Origin of the sequence: Pseudomonas sp. AU11447, from assembly GCF_001672555.2 — a bacterium.
GTDB lineage: Bacteria > Pseudomonadota > Gammaproteobacteria > Pseudomonadales > Pseudomonadaceae > Pseudomonas > Pseudomonas nitroreducens.
In genome coordinates, this window is record NZ_LZDG02000035.1 from 55,854 (window position 1) to 77,011 (window position 21,158).

16 protein-coding genes are annotated in these 21,158 nt (G+C 66.8%); 7 read left to right on the forward strand and 9 right to left on the reverse strand.

Annotated elements, in window-relative coordinates:
- Positions 1–41: 41 nt before the first annotated feature.
- Positions 42–4,358: a DEAD/DEAH box helicase gene (locus tag A6723_RS11075; protein WP_054909386.1), complete on the reverse strand. Its 4,317-nt coding sequence runs from the start codon at positions 4,356–4,358 to the stop codon at positions 42–44.
- 112 nt (positions 4,359–4,470) lie between these two features.
- On the opposite strand from A6723_RS11075, the gene A6723_RS11080 reads away from it, so the two are divergent.
- Entirely contained in the window at positions 4,471–4,839 is a 369-nt protein-coding gene (locus tag A6723_RS11080; RefSeq protein ID WP_054909387.1) for a hypothetical protein, read from the forward strand.
- Between the two features lie 77 nt (positions 4,840–4,916).
- On the opposite strand, the gene cheR is transcribed toward A6723_RS11080, so the two are convergent.
- Both cheR and A6723_RS11090 read right to left on the reverse strand, forming a co-directional pair.
- The gene (cheR, locus tag A6723_RS11085) at positions 4,917–5,738 is read right to left on the reverse strand and encodes a protein-glutamate O-methyltransferase CheR (RefSeq protein WP_024764333.1); all 822 of its coding nucleotides are present in this window, start codon (positions 5,736–5,738) and stop codon (positions 4,917–4,919) included.
- A gap of 121 nt (positions 5,739–5,859) precedes the next feature.
- Positions 5,860–6,798, reverse strand: a complete 939-nt coding sequence (locus A6723_RS11090) for a chemotaxis protein CheV (protein ID WP_037011045.1) — start codon at positions 6,796–6,798, stop codon at positions 5,860–5,862.
- Positions 6,799–6,865: 67 nt separating this feature from the next.
- Here A6723_RS11090 and flgA point away from each other — a divergent pair, with 67 nt between their 5' ends.
- From flgA to A6723_RS11110, 4 genes are all read left to right on the forward strand, one after another.
- Entirely contained in the window at positions 6,866–7,624 is a 759-nt protein-coding gene (flgA, locus tag A6723_RS11095; protein ID WP_052239092.1) for a flagellar basal body P-ring formation chaperone FlgA, read from the forward strand.
- Positions 7,625–7,765: 141 nt separating this feature from the next.
- Positions 7,766–8,080, forward strand: a complete 315-nt coding sequence (gene flgM / locus A6723_RS11100) for a flagellar biosynthesis anti-sigma factor FlgM (protein ID WP_024764336.1) — start codon at positions 7,766–7,768, stop codon at positions 8,078–8,080.
- Positions 8,081–8,123: 43 nt separating this feature from the next.
- Positions 8,124–8,585 carry a flagella synthesis protein FlgN gene (locus A6723_RS11105; RefSeq protein ID WP_054909388.1) on the forward strand — a complete coding sequence of 154 codons (462 nt, stop codon included), beginning with the start codon at positions 8,124–8,126 and terminating at the stop codon, positions 8,583–8,585.
- Positions 8,586–8,690: 105 nt separating this feature from the next.
- A complete protein-coding gene (locus tag A6723_RS11110; protein WP_054909389.1) occupies positions 8,691–9,440 on the forward strand; it encodes a flagellar brake protein in 750 nt (249 codons plus the stop codon).
- A 43-nt stretch (positions 9,441–9,483) separates the two neighbouring features.
- On the opposite strand, the gene A6723_RS11115 is transcribed toward A6723_RS11110, so the two are convergent.
- The 6 genes from A6723_RS11115 to A6723_RS11140 form a co-directional block, all read right to left on the reverse strand.
- Positions 9,484–10,824, reverse strand: coding sequence for an MFS transporter (locus tag A6723_RS11115; RefSeq protein WP_054909390.1), 1,341 nt, complete (start codon positions 10,822–10,824; stop codon positions 9,484–9,486).
- 287 nt (positions 10,825–11,111) lie between these two features.
- Positions 11,112–12,350, reverse strand: a complete 1,239-nt coding sequence (locus A6723_RS11120; RefSeq protein WP_175405539.1) for a glutamine synthetase family protein — start codon at positions 12,348–12,350, stop codon at positions 11,112–11,114.
- A gap of 432 nt (positions 12,351–12,782) precedes the next feature.
- Complete coding sequence (locus A6723_RS11125; RefSeq protein ID WP_054909392.1) at positions 12,783–14,396, reverse strand: inorganic phosphate transporter; 1,614 nt, start codon at positions 14,394–14,396, stop codon at positions 12,783–12,785.
- A gap of 181 nt (positions 14,397–14,577) precedes the next feature.
- Positions 14,578–15,495 (reverse strand): polyphosphate kinase 2, encoded by a 918-nt coding sequence (gene ppk2, locus A6723_RS11130; protein ID WP_054909393.1) that lies wholly within the window; start codon positions 15,493–15,495, stop codon positions 14,578–14,580.
- A 186-nt stretch (positions 15,496–15,681) separates the two neighbouring features.
- Positions 15,682–17,961, reverse strand: coding sequence for an acylase (locus A6723_RS11135; protein ID WP_082450740.1), 2,280 nt, complete (start codon positions 17,959–17,961; stop codon positions 15,682–15,684).
- A gap of 345 nt (positions 17,962–18,306) precedes the next feature.
- A complete protein-coding gene (locus A6723_RS11140; protein ID WP_054909394.1) occupies positions 18,307–19,338 on the reverse strand; it encodes an AraC family transcriptional regulator in 1,032 nt (343 codons plus the stop codon).
- Between the two features lie 123 nt (positions 19,339–19,461).
- Between A6723_RS11140 and A6723_RS11145 the strand changes: the two genes are divergently transcribed.
- Together A6723_RS11145 and A6723_RS11150 are read left to right on the forward strand one after the other, a co-directional pair.
- The gene (locus A6723_RS11145; RefSeq protein ID WP_054909395.1) at positions 19,462–20,355 is read left to right on the forward strand and encodes a TauD/TfdA family dioxygenase; all 894 of its coding nucleotides are present in this window, start codon (positions 19,462–19,464) and stop codon (positions 20,353–20,355) included.
- Between the two features lie 11 nt (positions 20,356–20,366).
- Entirely contained in the window at positions 20,367–21,149 is a 783-nt protein-coding gene (locus A6723_RS11150) for a 2-keto-4-pentenoate hydratase (protein WP_064979647.1), read from the forward strand.
- Positions 21,150–21,158 lie beyond the last annotated feature (9 nt).

The following is a 21,158-nucleotide window of genomic DNA, read 5'->3' on the forward strand; positions in this document are numbered from 1 at the left end:
AGACGTGCGTGCCGCTGAGTGTAAGCCAGGCGAGGCCGGAATCAGCGACGGATCAGCAGTTCCCGCGCAAGTGCCTGGTCCGCGGGCGGCAGTTCGGCCAGCAACTCCACCTCACCCGCAATCAGTGCGCCCACCGGCACGCCATCGCGGTAGAGCAGCCGGTTGCCGCTGACCGCCGGCACTTTGCGCCCCGGCAGCAGCGTGCCGGCAAGGTTCAGCGGATCCACCGCGGAGACCACTACCCATTCCCCGTTCGCCTCCCGGCGACGGACGTCGCGCAGCAGGCCGACCGCTTCAGGGAGGGCGAACTGCTCGCCGGTCAGCCCCGCGACGAAGCGCCCGCCGCGGATTTCCCCGCGCGCCTCCAGGCGGTGATAAACCCGCAACAGGTCACGCCACGGCGGCAGCCAGTCGGCCTCGCGGTCGAGCAGGCGCCAGCAGACCACGCCGTAGCGGCGCAGCAGGGTCATGGCGACGTGTTCGAGGGTTTCCGCCGGCAACCGTGCTCCGGGCTCCAGCGTGGAGCGCCGCAGCAACGCCCAGCGCCCGGCATCGGCCATGCCGAATAACGGCGTACGCGAGCGGCGCTGCGGATGGCGACGCGCCGCCGGCATCAGCAGGGCGCGCAGGCCGGCGAAGCTGTCGGCATTCACCCGCCCAGCCGCCACCAGTTCGCCCAGCACGGTTTCCAGCTCGGTGCGCAGCAGGTGGCTGTCGCTGGCCAGTTCCTCGAAGAATGACGCGCCGTGCTCCTTGAGCACGTCGAGCACCTTGCCGGCCTTGGCCGACAGCTCGGCGTCCGCCTGCCCCACAGCCAGCACGCTCCACTGCGCCATCTGCGCGCGCGGCAAGAGCACGATAGGCGTGCTCTTCAGCGGACCACCACGGCCCTTTGCGGCGCTGCGGCCCGGCAAGCGCGCCCAGACGATACGGCCGGCACGGCAGAGGTCGTCCAGCCAGTTGATGCCGTAGTCAGCCACGCGGCTGGGCAGGATGTCGCTCTCCCAGGCTGAGGCTGCGGCCTGGAAGCCTTCCAGCTGACTGAGCACGCCGGCCAGGGACTCCGCCCCGCGCACCCGCGTGCCGCTGGCGACGCGCTGCCAGTCGAAGAGGAAGCGCATGAAATCGGCACGTTGCACCGGTTCGATTTCCCGGCGCAGGCGCTTCACCGTGTAGCGATGGATCCGCGCCAGCAAGTGACGCTCGGACCACTCCTCTTCCTCCGCGCCCGGCGTGAAGCGGCCGCGCAGTACGTAACCCTCGCGCTCCAGGCTGGCCAGGGCGAAGCCGGCATCGCTGGTGGATATCCCCAGGTCGTCGGCCAGCTCGCGCAACAGCCGCGGGCCGAAACCGGTCAGGCGCGCCCGTACCAGTTCGACCTGCGCCTCATCGGTCGTGCAGGGTTGAAGCAGTGACGGTGGCAGGTCCAGCAGGGGCGTCCGTGTGACCTGCGGATGCAGCGCCAGCCACTGGCTGAGCCGCTCCGCCGCCACCCAGACATCGCCCACCGACAGCGCCAGGCGCGTCGCCCGGCCCGCCCTGGCCAGCGACTTGAGCAGGAAGGGCCAGCCCTCGTTGGCCTGTGCCTCGCTCTCGCGAATACCGCCCAGGCCCGTCAGCGCCTCGTGCATCTCGTCGGCGTCGCGGGCTTCCGGCCAGGCCTCGGCGCGCACCGCGTCGATGGCGGCGGCATCCAGCGCGCCGAGATCGTCGGCGCTTTCCGGATCGGTCCAGCGACGGCTCTGCACGGCCTGGGTACGGCGCTCTTCCAGTGGCGCATCGTCGAGGAAGGCGTAGGGGCTGGCCGACAACACTTCCGCCGCCAATGGCGAAGGTGCTGGCAGGTCGCGCGCCAGCAAGGTCACCTCGCCGCGCTCCATGCGCCGCAGCAATGCCAGCCAGCCTTCGCAGTCCATGGCTTCGTGCAGGCAGTCGTCGAGGGTCTGCGCCACCAGCGGGTGATCGGGAATCTCGCGCTCGCCAACGATGTTCTCCAGGCACGCCACCTGGTCGGGGAACACCGAGGCCAACAGGTCTTCGCTGCGCATGCGCTGCAACTGCGGGGCGACCTTGCGACCGCCGCTGTAGCGCGGCAACGCCAGCGCCGTGGTGGCGTTCCAGCGCCAGCGCACGCCGAACAGCGGCGCATCGAGCAGCGCCTGGATCAGCACGTGCTCGGCGCTGTTGGAATGCAGGTAGCGCCAGACCTCGTCCAACGGGAAGCTGTGGCTGGTGGACAGCGACAGGATGATCGCGTCTTCGGTGGCGGCGGCCTGCAGTTCGAAGTTGAAGGTGCGACAGAAGCGCTTGCGCAGCGCCAGGCCCCAGGCGCGGTTGAGGCGGCTGCCGCAGGGCGAATGGATGACCAGCTGCATGCCACCGGATTCATCGAAGAAACGTTCGAGTATCAGGGTCTTCTGCGTCGGCAGTGCACCGAGGGCGTGGCGCGCACGGGCCAGGTATTCCACCAGTTGCCGCGCTGCCGCATCGTTCAGGCCGAGCTGTTCCTGCAGCCAGTCGATGGCCCGCGCCAGCGGTTCGGGATCGCTCTCGCCCTGGGCCAGCAACTCGTCCAGCTGGCCGCGCAGACGAGCGACACTGGTAGACAGCTCATCGCTGCGCCCCGGCGCCTCGCCGAGCCAGAAGGGAATGTTCGGCGGCTGGCCCTGGGCATCCTCGACGCGCACGCGGCCCGGTTCGACGCGCAGGATGCGGTAGGAAATGTTGCCGAGCTGGAACACGTCGCCCGCCAGGCTTTCCACGGCGAAATCCTCATTCACCGTGCCCACGGTCAGGCCTTGCGGCTCCAGTAGTACGGCGTAGTCGCCGGTGTCGGGGATGGTGCCGCCGGAAGTCACGGCGGTCAGCTTGGCGCCGCGCCGGCCGCGCAGGCGCTGGTGCACCGCATCGCGGTGCAGGTAGGCGCCGCGCTGACCGTTGCGGCTGGTGTAGCCCTCGGCGAGGGTGCGCAACATGCCGTCGAAGTGCTCGCGGCTCAGTTCGGCGTAGGGCTGCGCGCCGGTGAACAGGTCGAACAGCGCGTCCTCGCGCCATTCCTGGCAAGCCACTTCAGCGACGATCTGCTGGGCCAGGACGTCCAGCGGTGCGCGGGGAATTTCCAGCGCGTCCAGTTCCCCCAGGCGCACGCTGTCGAGCAGCGCTACGCATTCGATCAGGTCATCCCGCGAGGTCGGGAACAGCCGCCCCTTGGGCGTGCCGCCAACACTGTGACCGGAGCGCCCCACACGCTGCAGGAAGGCAGCGATGGAGCGCGGCGAGCCGAGCTGGCAGACCAGCTCCACGTCGCCGATATCGATCCCCAGCTCCAGCGAGGCCGTGGCTACCAGCACCTTCAGCTGCCCTGCCTTGAGCCGCTGCTCGGCGCCCAGGCGCAGTTCCTTGGACAGGCTGCCATGGTGCGCCGCTACCCAGCCGGCGCCGATGCGCTCGGCGAGATGCCGGGTCACGCGCTCAGCCAATCGCCGGGTGTTGACGAACACCAGCGTGGTGCGGTGTTCGCCGGCCAGTTCGGCCAGCCGGTCGTAGGCCTTGTCCCAGACGTCGTGGGACATCACCGCTTCCAGCGGCGCGGACGGCACCTCCAGGTTCAGGTCGCGCTGGCGGCTGTAGCCGATGTCGACGATACGGCAGGCCGGATGGCGGCCGACCAGGAAACGCGCCACCGCTTCGATGGGTTTCTGCGTGGCGGACAGGCCGATGCGCACCAGCGGCGCCTCGCACAACGCCTGCAAACGCTCCAGCGACAGCGCCAGGTGGCTGCCGCGCTTGCTCGCCGCCAGTGCATGGATTTCATCGACGATCACGCTGCGCGCCCCGGCCAGCATGGCGCGGCCGGAGTCCGAGCCGAGCAGCACGTAGAGCGATTCGGGCGTGGTCACCAGGATATGCGGCACCTGCTTGCGCATGGCCTCACGTTCCTTGGTCGTGGTGTCGCCGGTGCGCACGGCAGTGCGGATGTCCACTTCCGGCAGGCCCATCTCGCCCAGCGCGGCGCGGATACCGGCCAGCGGTTCCTCGAGGTTGATACGAATGTCGTTGGACAGCGCCTTGAGCGGCGAAACGTAGACCACCGTGGTGCGGTCCGGCAGCACGCCGCCGTTATCCAGCCCCTCGCGGACCAATGCATCGATGGCCGAGAGGAAAGCCGTGAGCGTCTTGCCCGAACCGGTGGGTGCGGCGACCAGCGTCGATTCCCCCGCCTGGATCGCCGGCCAGGCCTGTACCTGCGCCTGGGTCGGCGCCTTGAAATGCGCACGGAACCAGCCGGCCACCGCCGGGTGGAAGGCGGACAGCACATCGGCGCGCTTGCCGCGGGTGGAGGTTCGAGGGGCAGTCATGCAGACCAATATGGTGGTGCGCGAAGCCCGTCACAAGGACCGCTGATCGCGCCTCGCCGCACGCTGCGCCAGCCGTTACGCTGCACCCATCCAGCCGGCGGAATGACACTCGATGAGCGACCGTGATCGCGACTACTACTGGGAACAGGTCAAACAACAGAACCGGCAGAAGCCTCCCGATGCGCCGAAGCGCAAGTGGCGCATGCTGGTGAAGGCGTTGCTGTGGTTCCTCATTCCCTTGCTGATCGTGGCGGCAGGCGCAGCCCTGTGGCGCACCCCCGCCAGCCAGCTCTGGCTCCAGGAACGCTGGGTGCTGCTGCAGACACGCCTGGGCATTTCCCCGAGCGGCCTGCAGGCCACTCCGCCAGCTTCGCCCTACAGCGACAGTCCGCGCAGGCTGTCGGACTGCATCAAGCCGGGCAACGTGATCGACGACGAAGTGCGAGCCTGCGTCAAAGGGTACCGGCCGAAGACCTGGTGACGGGCAGCCTGCGGATCATGGCCATGGCCCGCACAGCGCGACGAGAACCCCGCCCGCTCGGGCGGGGTATCGGCCGATCACTTGGCCTTGTAGATGATGCCCGGGCTGCACTGGACCATCTGGTAATGATCCGGCAGTGCGTTGAGCGCCTCGGAAGCGCCGAGGAACAGGTAGCCACCGGGCTTGAGGGTGGCATGGATGCGCAGCAGGATGTCGCGCTTCACCTCGGCCGAGAAATAGATCAGTACGTTGCGGCAGAACACCATGTCGAACTTGCCCAGCGTCGCGTAGCTGTCCAGCAGGTTCAACGCGCGGAACTCCACGCGGCTCTTGATCGCCGGCTTCACCGTCCAGCGCCCCGGGGTCTTCTGGTCGAAGTAGCGCGCCAGGCGCTCCTGCGACAGGCCGCGGCCAATCGCCAGGCTGTCGTACTCACCGGCCTTGCAGGCGCTGAGCATCGAGCCGGAGAGATCCGTGGCGACGATCTGCACGCCCGCCTTGAGCTGGCCGAGGTTGGTGCGCTCGAACTCGTCGATGGCCATCGACAGCGAATAAGGCTCCTGCCCCGAGGAGCAGGCCGCCGACCAGATGCGCAGGCGCTGGCCGGGCGCAGCCTTGATCATCTCCGGCAGCACGCGGTTCTTCAGTACTTCGAAGGGGTAGGTATCGCGAAACCACAGGGTCTCGTTGGTGGTCATCGCGTCGACCACCTGCTCGCGCAGCTGGCTGCGCATCTGGATCTTCTGCACCAGCTCGCCCAGGGACTTGATGCCCTGCTGTTCCATCAACTTGTTCAAGCGGCTGGAGACCAGGTACTGCTTGTTGGCGCCCAGGAGGATGCCGCAGGTCTTCTCCAGGAAATCCCGGAACAGCTCGAATTCAGAATTGGTGGATGTCACAGATAAACCTCTTTGCTCGTGGACGGCTGCCGACGGTGCGGCGGCAACTGCCTGACCGGTGCTCAAAAAAACATAGACGATGCGGGCGGCACCGGCGCCACCCGCATCTCGTCACTGCCCGTCAGGCCGACGCGCCATCCACGGCCTTGATCCGGTCCGACACGCGGGCCGCCAGGTCATCGGGACGGAACTTGGCGAGGAAGTCGTCAGCGCCGACCTTCTTCACCATGGCCTGGTTGAACACCCCGGACAACGAAGTATGCAGGAGAATGTGCAGATCCTGCATGCGCGGGTCGTGACGGATTTCCGCCGTGAGCGTGTAGCCGTCCATCTCCGGCATCTCGATATCCGAGATCACCATCAACAGGTCGCTGCCCGGATGCCCGCCGGCCTCCACCATCTGGTGCAGGTAATCCAGCGCCTGGCGGCCATCGTTGAGCGCCAGCACCTCGACGCCGACGGTTTCCAGGCAACGCACCAGTTGCTTGCGCGCCACCGAGGAGTCGTCCACCACCAGCACGCGCTTGCTCACCGCGCGGGCCTGGGTGTCGGCATCCAGCACGCCTTCGGAGATGTCCTCCGAGGTCGGCGCCACTTCGGCGAGGATCTTCTCCACGTCGATGATTTCCACCAGCTGGTTGTCCACCCGCGTCACTGCCGTCAGGTAGTGGTCGCGACCGGTCCCCTTGGGTGGCGGATGGATCGACTCCCAGTTCATGTTGACGATGCGCTCCACCGAGTGCACCAGGAAGCCCTGCACCTTGGTGTTGTACTCGGTGATGATCACGAAACTGTTGGCGACATCCCGCAGGGCGTGACGCCCCGTGGCCAGCGCCAGATCGAGGATCGGGATGGTACCGCCGCGGATGTTCGCCACCCCGCGCACCACCTGGCTGGACTTGGGCATCACGGTCAGGCGGGGGCACTGCAGCACCTCCTTCACCTTGAACACGTTGATCCCGTACAGCTGGCTGCCGTTCAAGCGGAACAGCAGCAGTTCGAGACGATTCTGGCCAACCAGCTGCGTACGCTGGTTGACCGAATCCATGACTCCGGCCATTGAGCCTCCTGTGCACGCAACGCCGCCCTGCTGGCAGAGACGGCATGACCATTGCTTAAACCGTTGCATGAAACAGGCAACGACATTTTTCCGACATCCGAGACCCGCGCGCGCCCTGGTGGCTGCGCTACTCGGCATGGCGGGTGCGCTGACCCTCTCCCCGGCTGGGGCGGAAGGCTTCACCGCGCCTGAGATCCTTATCGGCTCCACCCAGGGCTTTCTTGAGTTCAAGGTGGAAGATTATCTGCAGACTTCCGGCATAGACGCACGCTACGAGATCGAAGTCGCCCGCATCGACCCCCGGCTGCGCCTGGCGCAGTGCGACAAGGACCTGACGCAGAAGCTGGAAAGCCCGGCGCAACCCGTTGGTCGGGTCACCGTGCGGGTCATCTGCGAAGGCAGCTCTCCCTGGACGGTATTCGTTCCGGCGACGGTCAGGCTGTACCGTCAAGTTGTCGTCACCACCCTGCCCCTGCAGCGCAACCGGGTCATCGAGCCAGGCGATATCAGCGTCGTCGAGCGCGACGTCGGCCAACTGAACCAGGGCTACCTGACCGATCCACAGCAGGTGGTCGGCATGAAGCTCAAGCGCCCGACGGTCAACGACCAGGTACTGGCGCCGGTGTTCCTCGAACAGGCAGCGGCCGTGCGCAAGGGCGACCAAGTGGTGATTCGCGCCAAGACCAATGCGATCAACGTATTCATGCCCGGCGAAGCGCTCTCGGACGGGGTGCCCGGCGAGCAGATCCGCGTGCGCAACCTGCGCTCCCAGCGTATCGTCAGGGCGCGCGTAGTCGAGCCGGGGACCGTGGAAGTCAGCCTGTAGCGCTCGGCCCCGGCGATTTTCTGGCATGATGAACGCAGCCATCTGCAAAATGTGCTCGGGCGCACGAAAATTCGGCCTAAAGTTTCTCCCAGGACGGCCGAAAAGCTTGGCAAGCGTCCAATACCTCCAGAGGTTTCCACCATGGTCATCGACTTCAACCGGCTGAACCCAGCCTCTACGACAGCCAGCACTGGCCGTAGCAGTGCTGCCCAGAGCGGTCGCAGCGAAGCCGCCGCAGAGAATGCCTCCGTCAACGCCCCGGTCAAGAGCGGCGAGTCGGTACAGCTGAGCGATACCGCGCAGCAACTACAGAAAGTAAGCGATCAACTGAAGGACCAGCCCGTGGTCGACAACGAGAAAGTGGCTCGCATCAAAGCGGCCATCGCTGACGGCAGCTACCAGGTCGACAGCCAGAAAGTCGCCAGCAAGCTGCTCGATTTCGAATCCCAGCGCTGAGTTCACTCAGCGCCTGGTCAACCGCTAGAACGCCGAGCCCAAGATGTCCGACGCCCTGCTTTCCCTGATCAACGGCGACATCGAAGCAGCCAGCACCCTGCTGCAATTGATCGACGACGAGTACCAGGCGCTGCAAGCGCGGGATCTCGATCAGTTGCAGAAGCTGCTCGACGGCAAGCTGCCGCTTCTGCAGCAGCTTGAGCAGAATGGCCGCATCCGCGCCCAGGCGCTGCTGCAGGCCGGTGTCAGCGTGGATCGCGAAGGGCTCGCGCAGATCGCCCAGGCCACCGGCAATCCCCTGCTCCCCGCACGCGCGGAGGAACTAGGTGCGCTGCTGGAACGCTGCCAGGAAGCCAACCAGCGCAACGGCCGAATCATCCGCTCCGGCCAGGCCAGCACCGAGCGCACGCTCGACATCCTGCGCGGCCAGGACACCCCACGCCTCTATGACCGCTACGGCGGTTCGACCCAGGGCAACCGCCAGCGTCCGCTGAGCCAGGCCTGAGCGTTCGTCGGAAAGCTGGCCTGGCAGCCAGCCTTTGGGCAAAATGCCACTATCGATCCTGCCCCGTGCCTTACTCATAACAAACACAATGGAGATTCGCGGACCGTGTCCAATCCGTTCGTCGAGGAAAATGGCCCTCAACCACCGAAGGTCCTGAAAGCTCCGGTGGAGATCCACGCCAGCCTGAAATTACTGATGGACAGTCACGATCCCCTGGTCATCACCTTCGAAGGGCGCGGCCAGCGCTTCCAGAGCTTTGTCGTCGAGGTCAACCGCGAGCGCAACATCGTCGCCTTGGACGAACTGATCCCCAACGATGGCGAGCGCTTCCTGCAGAACGGCGAGCAGTTCCGTATCGAGGCCTTCCATGAAGGCGTGCGCATTGCCTGGGAGAACACCCAGAACGCCTTCTTCTCCGAGATCGACGGTGCCCGCTGCTACTGGCTGCCGGTGCCGACCGAGATGCTCTATCACCAGCGCCGCAACGCCTTCCGCGCCCCCGTGGGCCAGGGCCAGCCGGTGGCCGTGGAAATTGCCGGCAGCAAGCTCAAGGCGCCGCTCAAGGGCAACCTGATCGATATCTCCGCCACCGGATGCAAGATCCGCCTGGAAGGCAACGCCGCCGAGCGCCTGCAGCCCGGCCAGATCTACGAGGAATTCACCGCGCGCCTGCCCTTTGGCGCCCTGACCATGGAAGTCGAACTGCGCCACGTGCATTTCGAGGAAAAGGTCGGCTACAGCTTCGCTGGCGTACGCTTCCACCAGATGAGCGGCCTGGCCCAGCGCAACATCGAGCGCTTCGTCTACCAGCTGCAGCGCGAAGCCCGGCGCTTCGAGAAGGACGAACTGTTCTAGTCCCTGCGGGGCGGCAAGCACCTGCCGCCCTTCCCTCTCGGCCTCACGCGGGCCGGCTTTCTTCCTCTGCTTCCGTGCCCTTCTCGGGTACCGGCGCGCTGTTGTCGTTGCCCTTCATCTGCTCTTCCACGGCGGCCTCGTCGACCCGCGGGTCGAGCGCGGCGGACAATGGCGAGGACGCCAGGCTGTCCGGCGTGGCGACGTGCTTGACCGGCGCCTCGTCGACCCGGTGTACGCCGCTGACTTTTTCCGGGTGCACGCGCCAGATCAGGATCAACGAACAGGCGCAGACGAACGCGTAGAGCATGTTGGCGCCAAAAGCTTTCATCAGCGCGCCAGCCGCCAGCGGGCCGATACAGGCGCCGACACCGAAGGTCACCAGCAACATGGCGGTGAGGGAGACGCGATGCTCGCCTTCGACGTGGTCATTGGAGAACGCCACCGCCAGCGGGTAGAGGGTGAACTGCACCAGGCAGACCACGAAGCCCAGCGGCAACAGCCAGGCCAGCGTCATCGGCGGCAGCGGCAGCACCGGCAGCAGGGCCAGCGGCAGGGCGACCACCAGCAGCAGTATCGCGGCATTGCGGATCAGCGCCGCGCGGTCATAGCGATCCGACAACCAGCCCAGCGGCCACTGCACAACCAAACCGGCGAAGATGCAGCCGCCCATGAACAGGCCGATTTCCTCGGTGCTCAAGCCCTGGCGCACCGCGTAGAGCGGCGCCAGGCCGTAGAACGAACCGATCACCAGCCCCGACACCAGCACCGTGGTCAGCGACTGCGGCACCCGCTGGATGAAGAAGCGCGGCTCCAGTGGCGCCGGGCGCAGCGGCGCGGGGTGGACCTTGTGGGTGATCGCCACCGGGATCAGCGACAGCGCAAAGCACAGCGCAATCAGCATCGGCAGCTCCGGGCCCAGTCCCGGATGCACCACCAGCACCAGTTGGCCAAGTACCAGCCCCAGGTACGACGCGACCATGTAGCCGGCGAACACCAGCCCGCGCTGGCGCGCCTCGGCCTGTTCGTTGAGCCAGCTCTCGATGACCATGTACTGGCACATCATTCCCAGGCCGATGGCGACCCGCAGCACCAGCCAGAAGCCGATCCACGGCAGCAGGCCGATGCCCAGCACCGCGGCGGTAACCAGCCCGCCACAGGCGACGTAGGCGCGGATATGGCCGACGCGGGCGATCAGCCGGTGGCCGATCTTGCCGCCGAGGACGAGGCCGAGGTAGTAGGCGGCCATCATGGCGCCGATCCATAGCCCGTCGACCTTCTCGGCGCCCAGGCGCAGGGCGAGATAGGTACTGAGCAGACCGGAACCGGTCAGGAGCATGACGGCGGCGAAGTACAGAGCGCGGAAGGCAGTGACGATCCGAAGCATTGGACCTCCTGGTCCAGAACAACCCCGGCACAGTGTCCGGGCAGCGGAAAGCGGGACTTGCCGTGACACATTAGAGGCTGCCAATCGGCGCGTCGAGAGCCCTGCCGGGCCCGGAATAGCGAGTGTCGCGCCCGGTGATGCGGGCTAGTTCGAAGGATACCGGCGGGATGAACGAGGATGGCTTGAAGATCGCCTGGAGATAGGCGCCGATCACAGCTGCATCAGACTTTCGCCGCAGCTGTGTCGGCGGGCACGCGACTCACGACTTTGACATCAGACTTTCGACATCAGGCCTGGGCTGCGAGTACGCGGCGCTCCCAGGGGCTGATCTCGTCGAAGAAGCTGGTCAGCTCCATGGACTTGGTCGCGCAGTAGCCGTCGATGAACTCGTTGCCGAATACCTCGCGGGCCAGTTCGCTGCGCTTGAGGCGCTGCATCGCGTCGTACATCGTGCACGGCAGCAGCAGCTCGTCCGGCACCTCGAACTCACCCTGGATCGGCGCGGTGGGCTCCAGCGCCTGCTCGATGCCGTGCAGGCCGGCCGCCAGGCTCGCGGCGATGGCCAGGTAGGGGTTGGCGTCAGCTCCGGCCAGGCGATTTTCCACTCGCCGGGCGACCGGTGCGCTGGCCGGAATGCGCAGGCCGGCGGCGCGGTTGTCGTGGGACCAGCAGGCGTTGTTCGGCGACGCGTAGGGGTGGCACAGGCGCTGGAAGGAATTCACGTTCGGCGCGAACAGCAGGGTGAAGTCCGCCAGGCACGCCTGTTGGCCACCGATGAAATGGCGGAACGCCGGCGTGGCCTCGCCATGGGCATCGGTGAAGATGTTGCGGCCTTCGCCATCGACCACGCTCTGGTGGATGTGCATCGAACTGCCCGGCGTGTGCGCCAGCGGCTTGGCCATGCACACCACGATCAGCCCGTGCTTGAGCGCGACTTCCTTGAGCAGGTGCTTGAAGAGGAAGGTCTGGTCGGCCAGCAGCACCGGGTCGCCGTGCAGGAAGTTGATCTCGAACTGGGTGGTGCCCATCTCGTGCATGAAGGTGTCGCGTTCCAGCCCCACCGCTTCCATGCAGCGGTAAACGTCCTGGAAGAACGGCCGCAGGCCGTTGTTGGAGGACACGCTGAAGGCCGAGTGGCCGATCTCGCGGCGACCGTCGAGGCCGACCGGCGCCTGGAAGGCTTCGTTGGCGTCGGGGTTGGGCGCGAAGACGAAGAACTCCAACTCGGTCGCCACCACCGGGCTCCAGCCGCGCTCGGCGTAGCGCGCCACGACCTGCTTGAGCAGGCCACGGGTGGACAGGCCGGACGGCTTGCCGTCGAGTTCCACCGCATCGCAGATGGCGAAGGCGCGGGGTTCGTCGCTCCAGGGCAGGCGGTGGATCTGGGTGGGCTCGGCGATCAGCGCGAGGTCACCGTCGTCGCTGCCGTAGTACTTGGCCGGCGGGTAGCCGCCCATGATGCATTGCAGCAGGACGCCACGCGCCAGTTGCAACCGGCGCCCGGTGAGGAAGCCCTCGCCGGTCATCACCTTGCCACGCGGCACCCCGTTGAGGTCGGGGGTGACGCACTCGATCTCTTCCACTCCAGCCAGGCGTTCGGCGAGCGGGACTCCTAGATCGTTACTCATGACTTCTTATCCTTGTTCTTCTTGTCCGTGTCACAGGACGCCGCGCGAGGTGCGCTAGCCCGTACAAAATACGCACCACGCGTTCGATATTTCAAGCGGGCCAGAATGGGGCCGTTGCAAAAGCCACCGAACGGAGTAACGGGATGAGCACGACGTAGGATGGCGTGGAGCGCAGCGATACCCATCAAATCGGCATACCGACAGCATGGGTATCGCTGCGCTCCACCCATCCTACAAAGGCCCACGCCGGGAAAATGGTGCGCACACGTGCGGATGCGCAGAATGAAAACGCCGCTCCGTGGAGCGGCGTTTTCACTGAGTCACCCGCCATCAGAACAGGTGGGTGAACAGCCAGTACAGCGAAGCGGAGAGCACGATGGCTGCCGGCAGGGTCAGCACCCAGGCCATCAGCAGGTTGCGGATGGTGCGCATCTGCAGCCCCGAGCCGTTGGCGGCCATGGTGCCGGCAACGCCGGAAGACAGCACGTGGGTCGTCGATACCGGCAACCCGTACATGTCCGCTGCGCCGATGGTCATCATCGCCACCAGCTCCGCCGAGGCTCCCTGGGCGTAGGTCAGGTGGGTCTTGCCGATCTTCTCGCCGACGGTGACCACGATGCGCTTCCAGCCGACCATAGTGCCCAGGCCGAGGGCGATGGCCACGGCGACCTTCACCCACAGCGGGATGAAGCGGGTCGACTCGTCGATCTTGCCCTTGAACGCCGCCAGCTTGCTGGTGGTGTCGGCGTCGAAGCTGCCGACCTTGTCCTTGTCCATCAGGCGGATCGCTTCGCTGGTCAGGTACATGTCGTTGCGCACGTTGCCCATGGCTTCGGCCGGCACGCGAGCGAGGCTGCCGTAGCCCTTCACTTCCGCGCCGATGGCGCCGGTCAGCGCCGCCAGCGACGGGATCAGCTCCGGCTTGGCTTCCTTGGTGCGCACGTATTCCGAGAGCACCGCGCGCGGGTCGGCCGGGGCCGGCTGCGGCGCGGCGCGGACCAACGCCTGCTGGGTGACCTCGGCGATGGCGACGAACTGCACGGTCTGGTCCGCCGGCATGGTGCGGTTCAGCGCGTAGGCCATCGGCAGGGTGCCGACCAGGATCAGCATGATCAGGCCCATGCCCTTCTGCCCGTCGTTGGAACCGTGGGCGAAGGAGACGCCGGTGCAGGTGAGAATCAGCAGACCACGAATCCACCACGGCGGCGGCGTCTTGCCCTTGGGCGCCTTGTACAGCGCGCGGTTCCTTACCAGCAGGCGCAGCGCCAGCAGCAGGAGCGCGGCGCAGACGAAGCCGATCAGCGGCGAGAGCAGCAGCGAGTAGCCGACCTTGGTCGCCTGCGCCCAGTCAACGCCGCTGGTGCCGTCGCGGCCGTGCATCAGCGCATTGGCGATGCCCACGCCGATGATCGAGCCGATCAGGGTGTGCGAGGACGACGCCGGCAAGCCCAGCCACCAGGTGCCGAGGTTCCACAGGATGGCGGCGATCAGCAGGGCGAAGACCATGGCGAAACCGGCCGAGGAACCGACCTGCAGGATCAGCTCCACCGGCAGCAGGGCGATGATGCCGAAGGCCACCGCGCCGCTGGAGAGCAGCACGCCAAGGAAGTTGAAGCAGCCCGACCAGACCACCGCGAAGTGCGGCGGCAGCGAGTGCGTATAGATGACGGTGGCCACTGCGTTGGCGGTGTCGTGGAAGCCGTTGACGAACTCGAAGCCCAGGGCGATGAACAGGGCGACCCCGAGCAGCAGGAACGGCGTCCAGGTGGTGACCGCAGTGGTGACGTCGTCAACGTCACGCACCAGGCTCCAGGCCGAGAACAGCAGGCCGACGGCGAGCACGGCGAAGAAGATGAAGGCGGTAATGCGGCCGGGCTTGCGTTCCAGATGGGGCCGTGCTTCGGCGACGGGAAGGTCGCCGGCGGCCAGGGTATCGGTGGTCATGCTGGGAGTCCGCGTGGGGGGATGTCCCGGTCATGATCGGCGGGGAATGTTACAGGTTATGTCTCAACGCCAGGCACTGGACGCTGTAGGAGCGAGCTTGCTCGCGAACCGCCTGACACCGCGACAATCGGCCAGGTTCGCGAGCAAGCTCGCTCCTACGAAAAGCTCTGCCCAACCAGCTTCAGTAAACCTCTGGCACCACGATTTCCCGCGGGGTCGGTGTGCGCGAGTAATCCTCGTTGCGCTGCCGCGCGGGCAGGATCACCGACGGATGCTCCACGTCCTCATAGGGAATCAGGTTCAGCAGATGGCTGATGCAGTTCAGCCGCGCGCGCTTCTTGTCGTCGGCCTGCACCACCCACCAGGGCGCCTCGGCAATATGGGTGCGGTCCAGCATGATTTCCTTGGCCTTGGTGTAGGCCTCCCAGCGCCGGCGCGACTCCAGGTCCATGGGGCTGAGCTTCCACTGCTTGAGCGGGTCGTGGATGCGGCTGAGGAAGCGCAGGTGCTGTTCGTCGTCGGAGATGGAAAACCAGTACTTGATCAGCTGGATGCCCGAGCGCGCCAGCATGCGCTCGAACTCAGGCACGCTGCGGAAGAACTCCTCGTACTGCTCGTCGTTGCAGAACCCCATGACCCGTTCGACGCCAGCGCGGTTGTACCAGCTGCGGTCGAACAGGACGATCTCCCCCGCCGCCGGCAGGTGCGAGACGTAGCGCTGGAAGTACCACTGGGTCTGCTCGCGRTCGTTCGGCGCGGGCAGCGCGGCGACSCGGCASACRCGCGGATTGAGGCGTTGGGTGATGCGCTTGATCACGCCACCCTTGCCCGCCGCGTCACGGCCCTCGAAGAGAATGACCACCTTGTGGCCGGTCTTCACCACCCAGCTCTGCAGTTTCACCAGCTCGCCCTGCAGGCGGAACAGCTCGCTGAAGTAGCGACGGCGGGCGAGCTTCTCCTCATCGACGTCAGCGTGCTCGTCGAACAGTTCGTCGAGGTTGCGCACGTCTTCCAGCAGTTCCAGCTCCAGCTCTTCGTCGCTGTGGTCGAGCAGTTCGCGGTGGATGCGGCGGATCACGGATTCATTGGTCAGGGGCATGGCGGCGGCCTACGCGTCGGGGCTTTGCCGCCAGACTAGGCCCCGACGGTGTCAGGCTGGTGACAGCGGTCGCCGTGCCAGTGATCGGCCTGTAGGAGCGAGCTTGCTCGCGAACCGCACAGCTCCGAGCTGCCGGAGAGCACCGTTCGCGAGCAAGCTCGCTCCTACAAGATCCGTGAGCTCAGCTCACCGCTCGCGCAGTTCCATCACCTTCAGCTCCGGATCGGCCTTGATCTGCTCGTCGGTAAACGGCAGATCCGGCCATTGCTGCCGGGCGAACAGCTCGGTCTGGTCACGATGGTGCGGCGAGCCGGGTTCGCTGGACTGCGAGAACGTCAGCAGCCCGCGCGCCTTCGGCCCGTCGGCGGTGAAGTCGACCAGTTGGATATAGCTGCTGCCGCTGAGCACGCGGTAATGGTCGCCCTGCCACTGCGAAGTGATGGCGTTGTAGACGCCCTCGTTGCCGGTGCCGCCAGGGATGCCCAGGGGATTGGCCTGGTCGCCGGTCAGTTGCAGCTCACCCCAGGTCTCATCTGCCTGGATCTTGCGGGCGTCGATCTCCTGCCCGGCGGCCACCAGGGCCTGCTGCGCCTGCTGGCGCACCTCCGGCTTGTCCAGGGCGATGCCCGAGGGCGTGGCCAGCGGCAGCTTGGGATCGAAGGGCAGGCGCCAGCCACCCTCGATCTTCAGGAAGCGCGCGACGAAGGCCTGGAAGTAGGCGAAGCCGGGATTGCTGTCGAGGTTGACGTGGCGGTCCCACGAGCCCAGCGCGGCGCAGGCCGCCTCCGCGCCCGCCGGGGCTGGCTTGCACAGTTGCAGCAGGTCGTCGAGGAGCAGGTCGGCCACGTAGACGCGGTTGTCGGTGACCAACTTCTGCAGGTCGTCCGGGCCGATCTTGCCGTCGCCCTTCAGGCGTTCCAGGGCGAAGCGCGCACGGGCGCTGACCGGGATCGAATCGCGGCTCACCAGCGGCGAGAAACCGGTCAGCGGCTGCGCCGGGTTGCTCAGCCAGGCGCTGTCATTGGAGTTCTGCACGAAGTCCTGGCGCTCCAGCGCCGGCATCTGCTCCGGCGGCGTGAGGCCGGCATGACGCGCCCCCGGTGCGCTGGACCAGTTGCAGGCGCGACGTCCGCCCTGCAGCACCGGCAGGCCCTGCTTCTGGAAAGCGGGGATCGCGCAGTCGGCCAATTGCTGCTGGCTCAGGTAAGGCACCACCGATTGATTGAGGTAGAGCACCTTGCCTTCTGCGTCAGTGGCCAGGGTGTTGACCCACGGAATCCCCTGTACCCGCTCCACGCTGTCGCGCAGCTCATCCAGGCTGCGCGCGTGATCGATGGCGTACCACTGCTGCAGCACGCGGTCGTTGCCCAGGTTGGCGTCGCGCACGGCGAAGGCTTCATTGGCGTTCCAGGGGAATTTGCCGGGCACGCTGAGCAGCGGGCCGTACTCGGACTCGTACAGCGTGTGGCTGCGCGTGCCCACGCGGCCGTCGGCCTCACGTACCCGCACGCGCAGGGTGACTTCCTTCAACGGCCGCGACTGGCCATCGACGCGGTAGCTGTGCGGGTCCTGCGGGTCGAGGTCCAGTCGATACAAGGTGAAGTGGCTGGAGGTGTCCACCGTATGGCTCCAGGCCAGGTCCTTGCTGAAGCCGATATTCACCAGCGGCATGCCCGGCAGCGAAGCGCCCATCACATCGAGCTGGCCGGGAATGGTCAGGTGCATCTGGTAGAAACGCAGCGCGCCGAACCAGGGGAAATGCGGGTTGGCCAGCAGCAGGCCGTTGCCGTCCACAGAACGCTCGCTGCCCACCGCGACGGCGTTGCTGCCGTGGTTCTGGTGGAAGTTCTCGCGCCGCTCCATCGCCGCCAGTACCTCGCCGTCGCTGACGATGGAGGACGTCGCCTGGCCCGGCGGCGCCGCTGCCATCATCGCCTCGGCGAACTGCCCGGCACCGGATTGCACCAGCAGCCGGCGGGTCAGGCGCAGCAGGTCGTCACTCTCCAGCGGGCGCAGCCAGGCCTTGCCCGCGCACTGCGTGCCGGCCGCCTGGGTATCCCACAGCCAGCGGTTGTAGCCGGCCGCGTAGCCATCGAGCAGGTCGCGGATCGGCTGCGGCTGGGCGCTGCGCAGGCGACGCAGGGATTCGTTGTCGTTGAGCCAGGTGTAGAAGAAGTCCGAGGGCAGGTTGCCGATGCCGGCGGAGGACTTGCCGTCCACGCCGAAGTAGCGCGAGCGTTCGCCCCGCGCGGTGAGGGCTTCCTCGGCCAGCAGGCAGGCGTTGTCGCGGGCATAGGCGTAGCCGATGCCGTAGCCCAGGCCCAGTTCGTCCCTGGCCTGGATGTGCGGGATGCCGTAGCGGGTCCAGCGGATCTGCGCCTCGAGTTCGGCGCCATAGGCCAGCGCGGGTAGTCCGGAAGCCAGCAGGCTGCCGGCCACGGCGGCCAGTCGGAAGGTCTTGCTCATTGATTCCCTCAATGCTCGGATGACGGCCGGATGCCCGGCCAGGGGCACGCGGCCGCGCCGCTCGCGCGGTGCCGGTGCAAGGGTTGGAGGGCGGCTCACGCCGGCCAATGCAGTGCGCTGAAGGTCATCGCGCCGCGCCTTCCGAGGCACGCGCGCAGGCAGGTTGCTGAGGACATGGGTTCTCCTTTTTCTTGTCGGTCGCCTCGCGAAAAAAGCGACGCGCCTCTTCAGGGGAACGGATGGGCCACACGCGAAATTAACCCGCGACCGATGGCAATCGGCCACACAGCAAGGCTCTATCTCGCGGCTTTCGCCCGTTCCAGAGGCGTCGCGGGCGGTTCGACTTCAGGGCGCCGGGAGGGTTCCGGACTGACGCTTCCAACGACCGGGCGACTGCCCCGTCCAGCGCTGGAAAGCGCGGGAGAAACTCGCCGCCTCGGCGTAGCCCAGGCACTGCGCGATGCCATGCAGATCCATCCGCGATTCGCATAGCAGGCGCTCGGCCAGACGCCGTTTGATGCCGTCGTTCAGCCCCTGCAGGCTCTGCCCCTCCTGCGCCAGGCGCCGTTGCAGCGTGCGCTCGGAAAGACCCAGCCGCTCGGCCACTGCGGCAGCGCCGAGCAGGCTGGCGGAATCACGCAACAACAGTTGCTGGACCTGCCGCGCGGTCGGCGTGGCGGCCAGGGTCAGCGCCAACTCTCCACAGAGGCGCTCGCAGAGTTGCTCGCCGCTGTCGCGCGCGCTGATCTGTGCTTGCGGCAGCGGCGCCTGCAGGTCTTCCAGGGCAAAGAGCATGGCGTTGCGTGGCGCCTCGAACAGCGGCTCGATGCCGAAGATGTCGCGGAACACGCTGGCATCGGCTGGCGCCGGGCAGCGCAGTTCGATGGCCAGGGGCTGCAGCGGCCGCTGCAGCAATTCGCCGGACAATTGCCAGCAACCGGCAATGCCGCGCTCCACCACGAAGGCACGGGCATCCTCGGGCAGCACGCGATCGTCGTACACCAGCCACACCCCGCGCGCCTCCGCCTCGCTGCTCACGGGGCAAAGGGTCAGGGCCAGGCTCTGGTAGCGGCCGAAGGTTTCGAAGGCTTCCTGCAGGGTGCGGCTGGCGAGCATGGTGAAACCCAGCAACCCCAGCGACGTCAGGTGATAGCGCCGCCCGGTGGCCAAACCCAGGCCCGGCCTGTCCCTGCGCTGCAACAGGTTGCGGATCACCGCCAGCTCCTGCCACGCCTGGATGCGCCCGGCGCGCGCCTGCAGGTCGGCGGGCGAGATGGCGCTGCCCACCAGGCAATCATCAGCGTCGATGCCTTCGTCGTGGGCGCTGTCGAGCAGGTACTGCACTCCGGTGATTTCGCGGGTCTGGCGCCAGTCCATCACGAATTCCTCGTTGGCCGCCGCATGGCGGGAAAAGTCAATTTTTGGCGGACTTGATCATGGAAGAAAGTGACGGCGCTGACCATGCTTGAGGTGCCAATAACACTCACAAGAGGCTTCCCCATGTTCGAGTTCTTCTACGCGTTGCCCAGCCAGAACCGCGCCGCCGAGTACAAGCACTTCCGTATCGTCCCGGCCACCGGCGCCATCGGCGCGGACGTCAGCGACCTGGACCTGACCACCCTGGGCGACGACGGCTACGCCGAACTGCGCCAGGCACTGCTGGCGCACAAGGTGCTGTTCATCCGCGGGCAGGACTTGAGCGTGGAAAACCTCGAAGCCGTGACCCTGCGCTTCGGCGAATTCGGCCGTGAGCCCTATGTGGTCGGCATGGAAGATCACCCGCATGTGGTGCGGGTGGTGAAGGAAGCCAACGAGAAGACCCCGGTGGTGTTCGGCGGCGCCTGGCACAGCGACTGGTCGTTCCAGGAGCGCCCGCCGGCTTTCACCCTGCTCTACGGCCACGACATCCCGCCGTTCGGCGGCGACACCCTCTACGCCAACCTGGCGCTGGCCTATGAATGGCTGTCGCCGAAGCTGCGCGCACAACTGGAAACCCTCGACGCCATCCACAGCCCGGAGCGCGCCTACGGCGCCGAGGCCAAGCACAACGATCTGATGGAAAACATGGCGGTGCGCTACGGCAGCCACGATGGCGAAGTGCGCTCGCACCCGCTGGTGATCAAACACCCGGAGACCGGCAAGAAAGTCCTCTACATCAACCCGGCCTACACCAGCGGCATCAAGGGCATGCGCCCGGCCGAGTCGCAACCGCTGCTGGACTACCTGTTCGGCATCGCCACCCAGCCGGCCTTCACCTGCCGCATGCGCTGGACTGCCGGCACCCTGGCGATCTGGGACAACCGCAGCACCTGGCACTACCCGGTGTCGGACTACCACGGCATGCGCCGGGAGATGTACCGCACCACCGTGGTGGGCGAAGTTCCGAGCCGCTGAGGAGCCCAACGATGAACACAAACAAGCTCCACGCCGCCGCCCACGCCCTGGCCGAGGCGCGGGCCAGCCGAACGCCCATCGCCGCGCCAGCGGCACACTTTGGCCTCACCGGGTTGGACGACGCCTATCGCGTGCAGGCGCTGGGCATCGACCTCGCGCTGGCCGGCGGCGAACGCCTGGCGGGCGCCAAGGCCGGGCTGATCTCGCCGGCAATGCAGGCGGCGCTCAAGGTCGGCGAACCGGTTCACGGCCGCTTGCTCGCCAGCCTGCGCTGTCGATCCGGCGCGCTTATCGCCCGCGAACGCCTGCTGCAACCGCGAATCGAGGCAGAACTCGCCCTGCTCATCGGCCGCAACCTGCCGACGGGAGAGCTCGATCTGGCCACTTTTCGCGCCTGCATCGAAGGTGCGGTCCCGGCCATCGAGATCAACGACACCGCCGTGGCCAACTGGCAGATCGGCCTGCTCGACTCGGTGGCCGACAACCTCTGCGCGGGCCTCTACCTGACCGGCGACCGGCCGGTGGCGCTGGAAAGACTGGACGACGCCGCGCTGGCAGTGCAACTGCTGCGCAATGGCGCGCCGGCCTTCCCGCCAACCCGGACGACCCTCGGGGCGATGCTCGACATCGGCCTCTGGCTGGCGCGGCGCATGGCACGCCTGGACGCGCCGCTCAAAGCGGGAGACGTCCTGCTGTGCGGGGCCCTGGCACCGATGTCGCCGGTTGCGCCGGGAGACGCATTCGAGCTGGAAATCGAGGGGCTGGGACGCGTCGGCTGTAGCTTCGAGCAATGACGGAGTAGA

What these genes read in the sequence shown, in the direction of transcription:
- A6723_RS11120 (WP_175405539.1), bottom strand. Translation starts at nt 12,350, where the DNA reads ATGACCGGCGAGGGCTTCCTCACCGGGCGCCGGTTGCAACTGGCGCGT.
- flgA (WP_052239092.1), top strand. Translation starts at nt 6,866, where the DNA reads ATGAAACAGGCAACGACATTTTTCCGACATCCGAGACCCGCGCGCGCC.
- A6723_RS11140 (WP_054909394.1), bottom strand. Translation starts at nt 19,338, where the DNA reads ATGGACTGGCGCCAGACCCGCGAAATCACCGGAGTGCAGTACCTGCTC.
- A6723_RS11145 (WP_054909395.1), top strand. Translation starts at nt 19,462, where the DNA reads ATGTTCGAGTTCTTCTACGCGTTGCCCAGCCAGAACCGCGCCGCCGAG.
- A6723_RS11105 (WP_054909388.1), top strand. Translation starts at nt 8,124, where the DNA reads ATGTCCGACGCCCTGCTTTCCCTGATCAACGGCGACATCGAAGCAGCC.
- A6723_RS11115 (WP_054909390.1), bottom strand. Translation starts at nt 10,824, where the DNA reads ATGCTTCGGATCGTCACTGCCTTCCGCGCTCTGTACTTCGCCGCCGTC.
- A6723_RS11150 (WP_064979647.1), top strand. Translation starts at nt 20,367, where the DNA reads ATGAACACAAACAAGCTCCACGCCGCCGCCCACGCCCTGGCCGAGGCG.
- flgM (WP_024764336.1), top strand. Translation starts at nt 7,766, where the DNA reads ATGGTCATCGACTTCAACCGGCTGAACCCAGCCTCTACGACAGCCAGC.
- A6723_RS11135 (WP_082450740.1), bottom strand. Translation starts at nt 17,961, where the DNA reads ATGAGCAAGACCTTCCGACTGGCCGCCGTGGCCGGCAGCCTGCTGGCT.
- A6723_RS11080 (WP_054909387.1), top strand. Translation starts at nt 4,471, where the DNA reads ATGAGCGACCGTGATCGCGACTACTACTGGGAACAGGTCAAACAACAG.
- A6723_RS11090 (WP_037011045.1), bottom strand. Translation starts at nt 6,798, where the DNA reads ATGGCCGGAGTCATGGATTCGGTCAACCAGCGTACGCAGCTGGTTGGC.
- A6723_RS11125 (WP_054909392.1), bottom strand. Translation starts at nt 14,396, where the DNA reads ATGACCACCGATACCCTGGCCGCCGGCGACCTTCCCGTCGCCGAAGCA.
- A6723_RS11075 (WP_054909386.1), bottom strand. Translation starts at nt 4,358, where the DNA reads ATGACTGCCCCTCGAACCTCCACCCGCGGCAAGCGCGCCGATGTGCTG.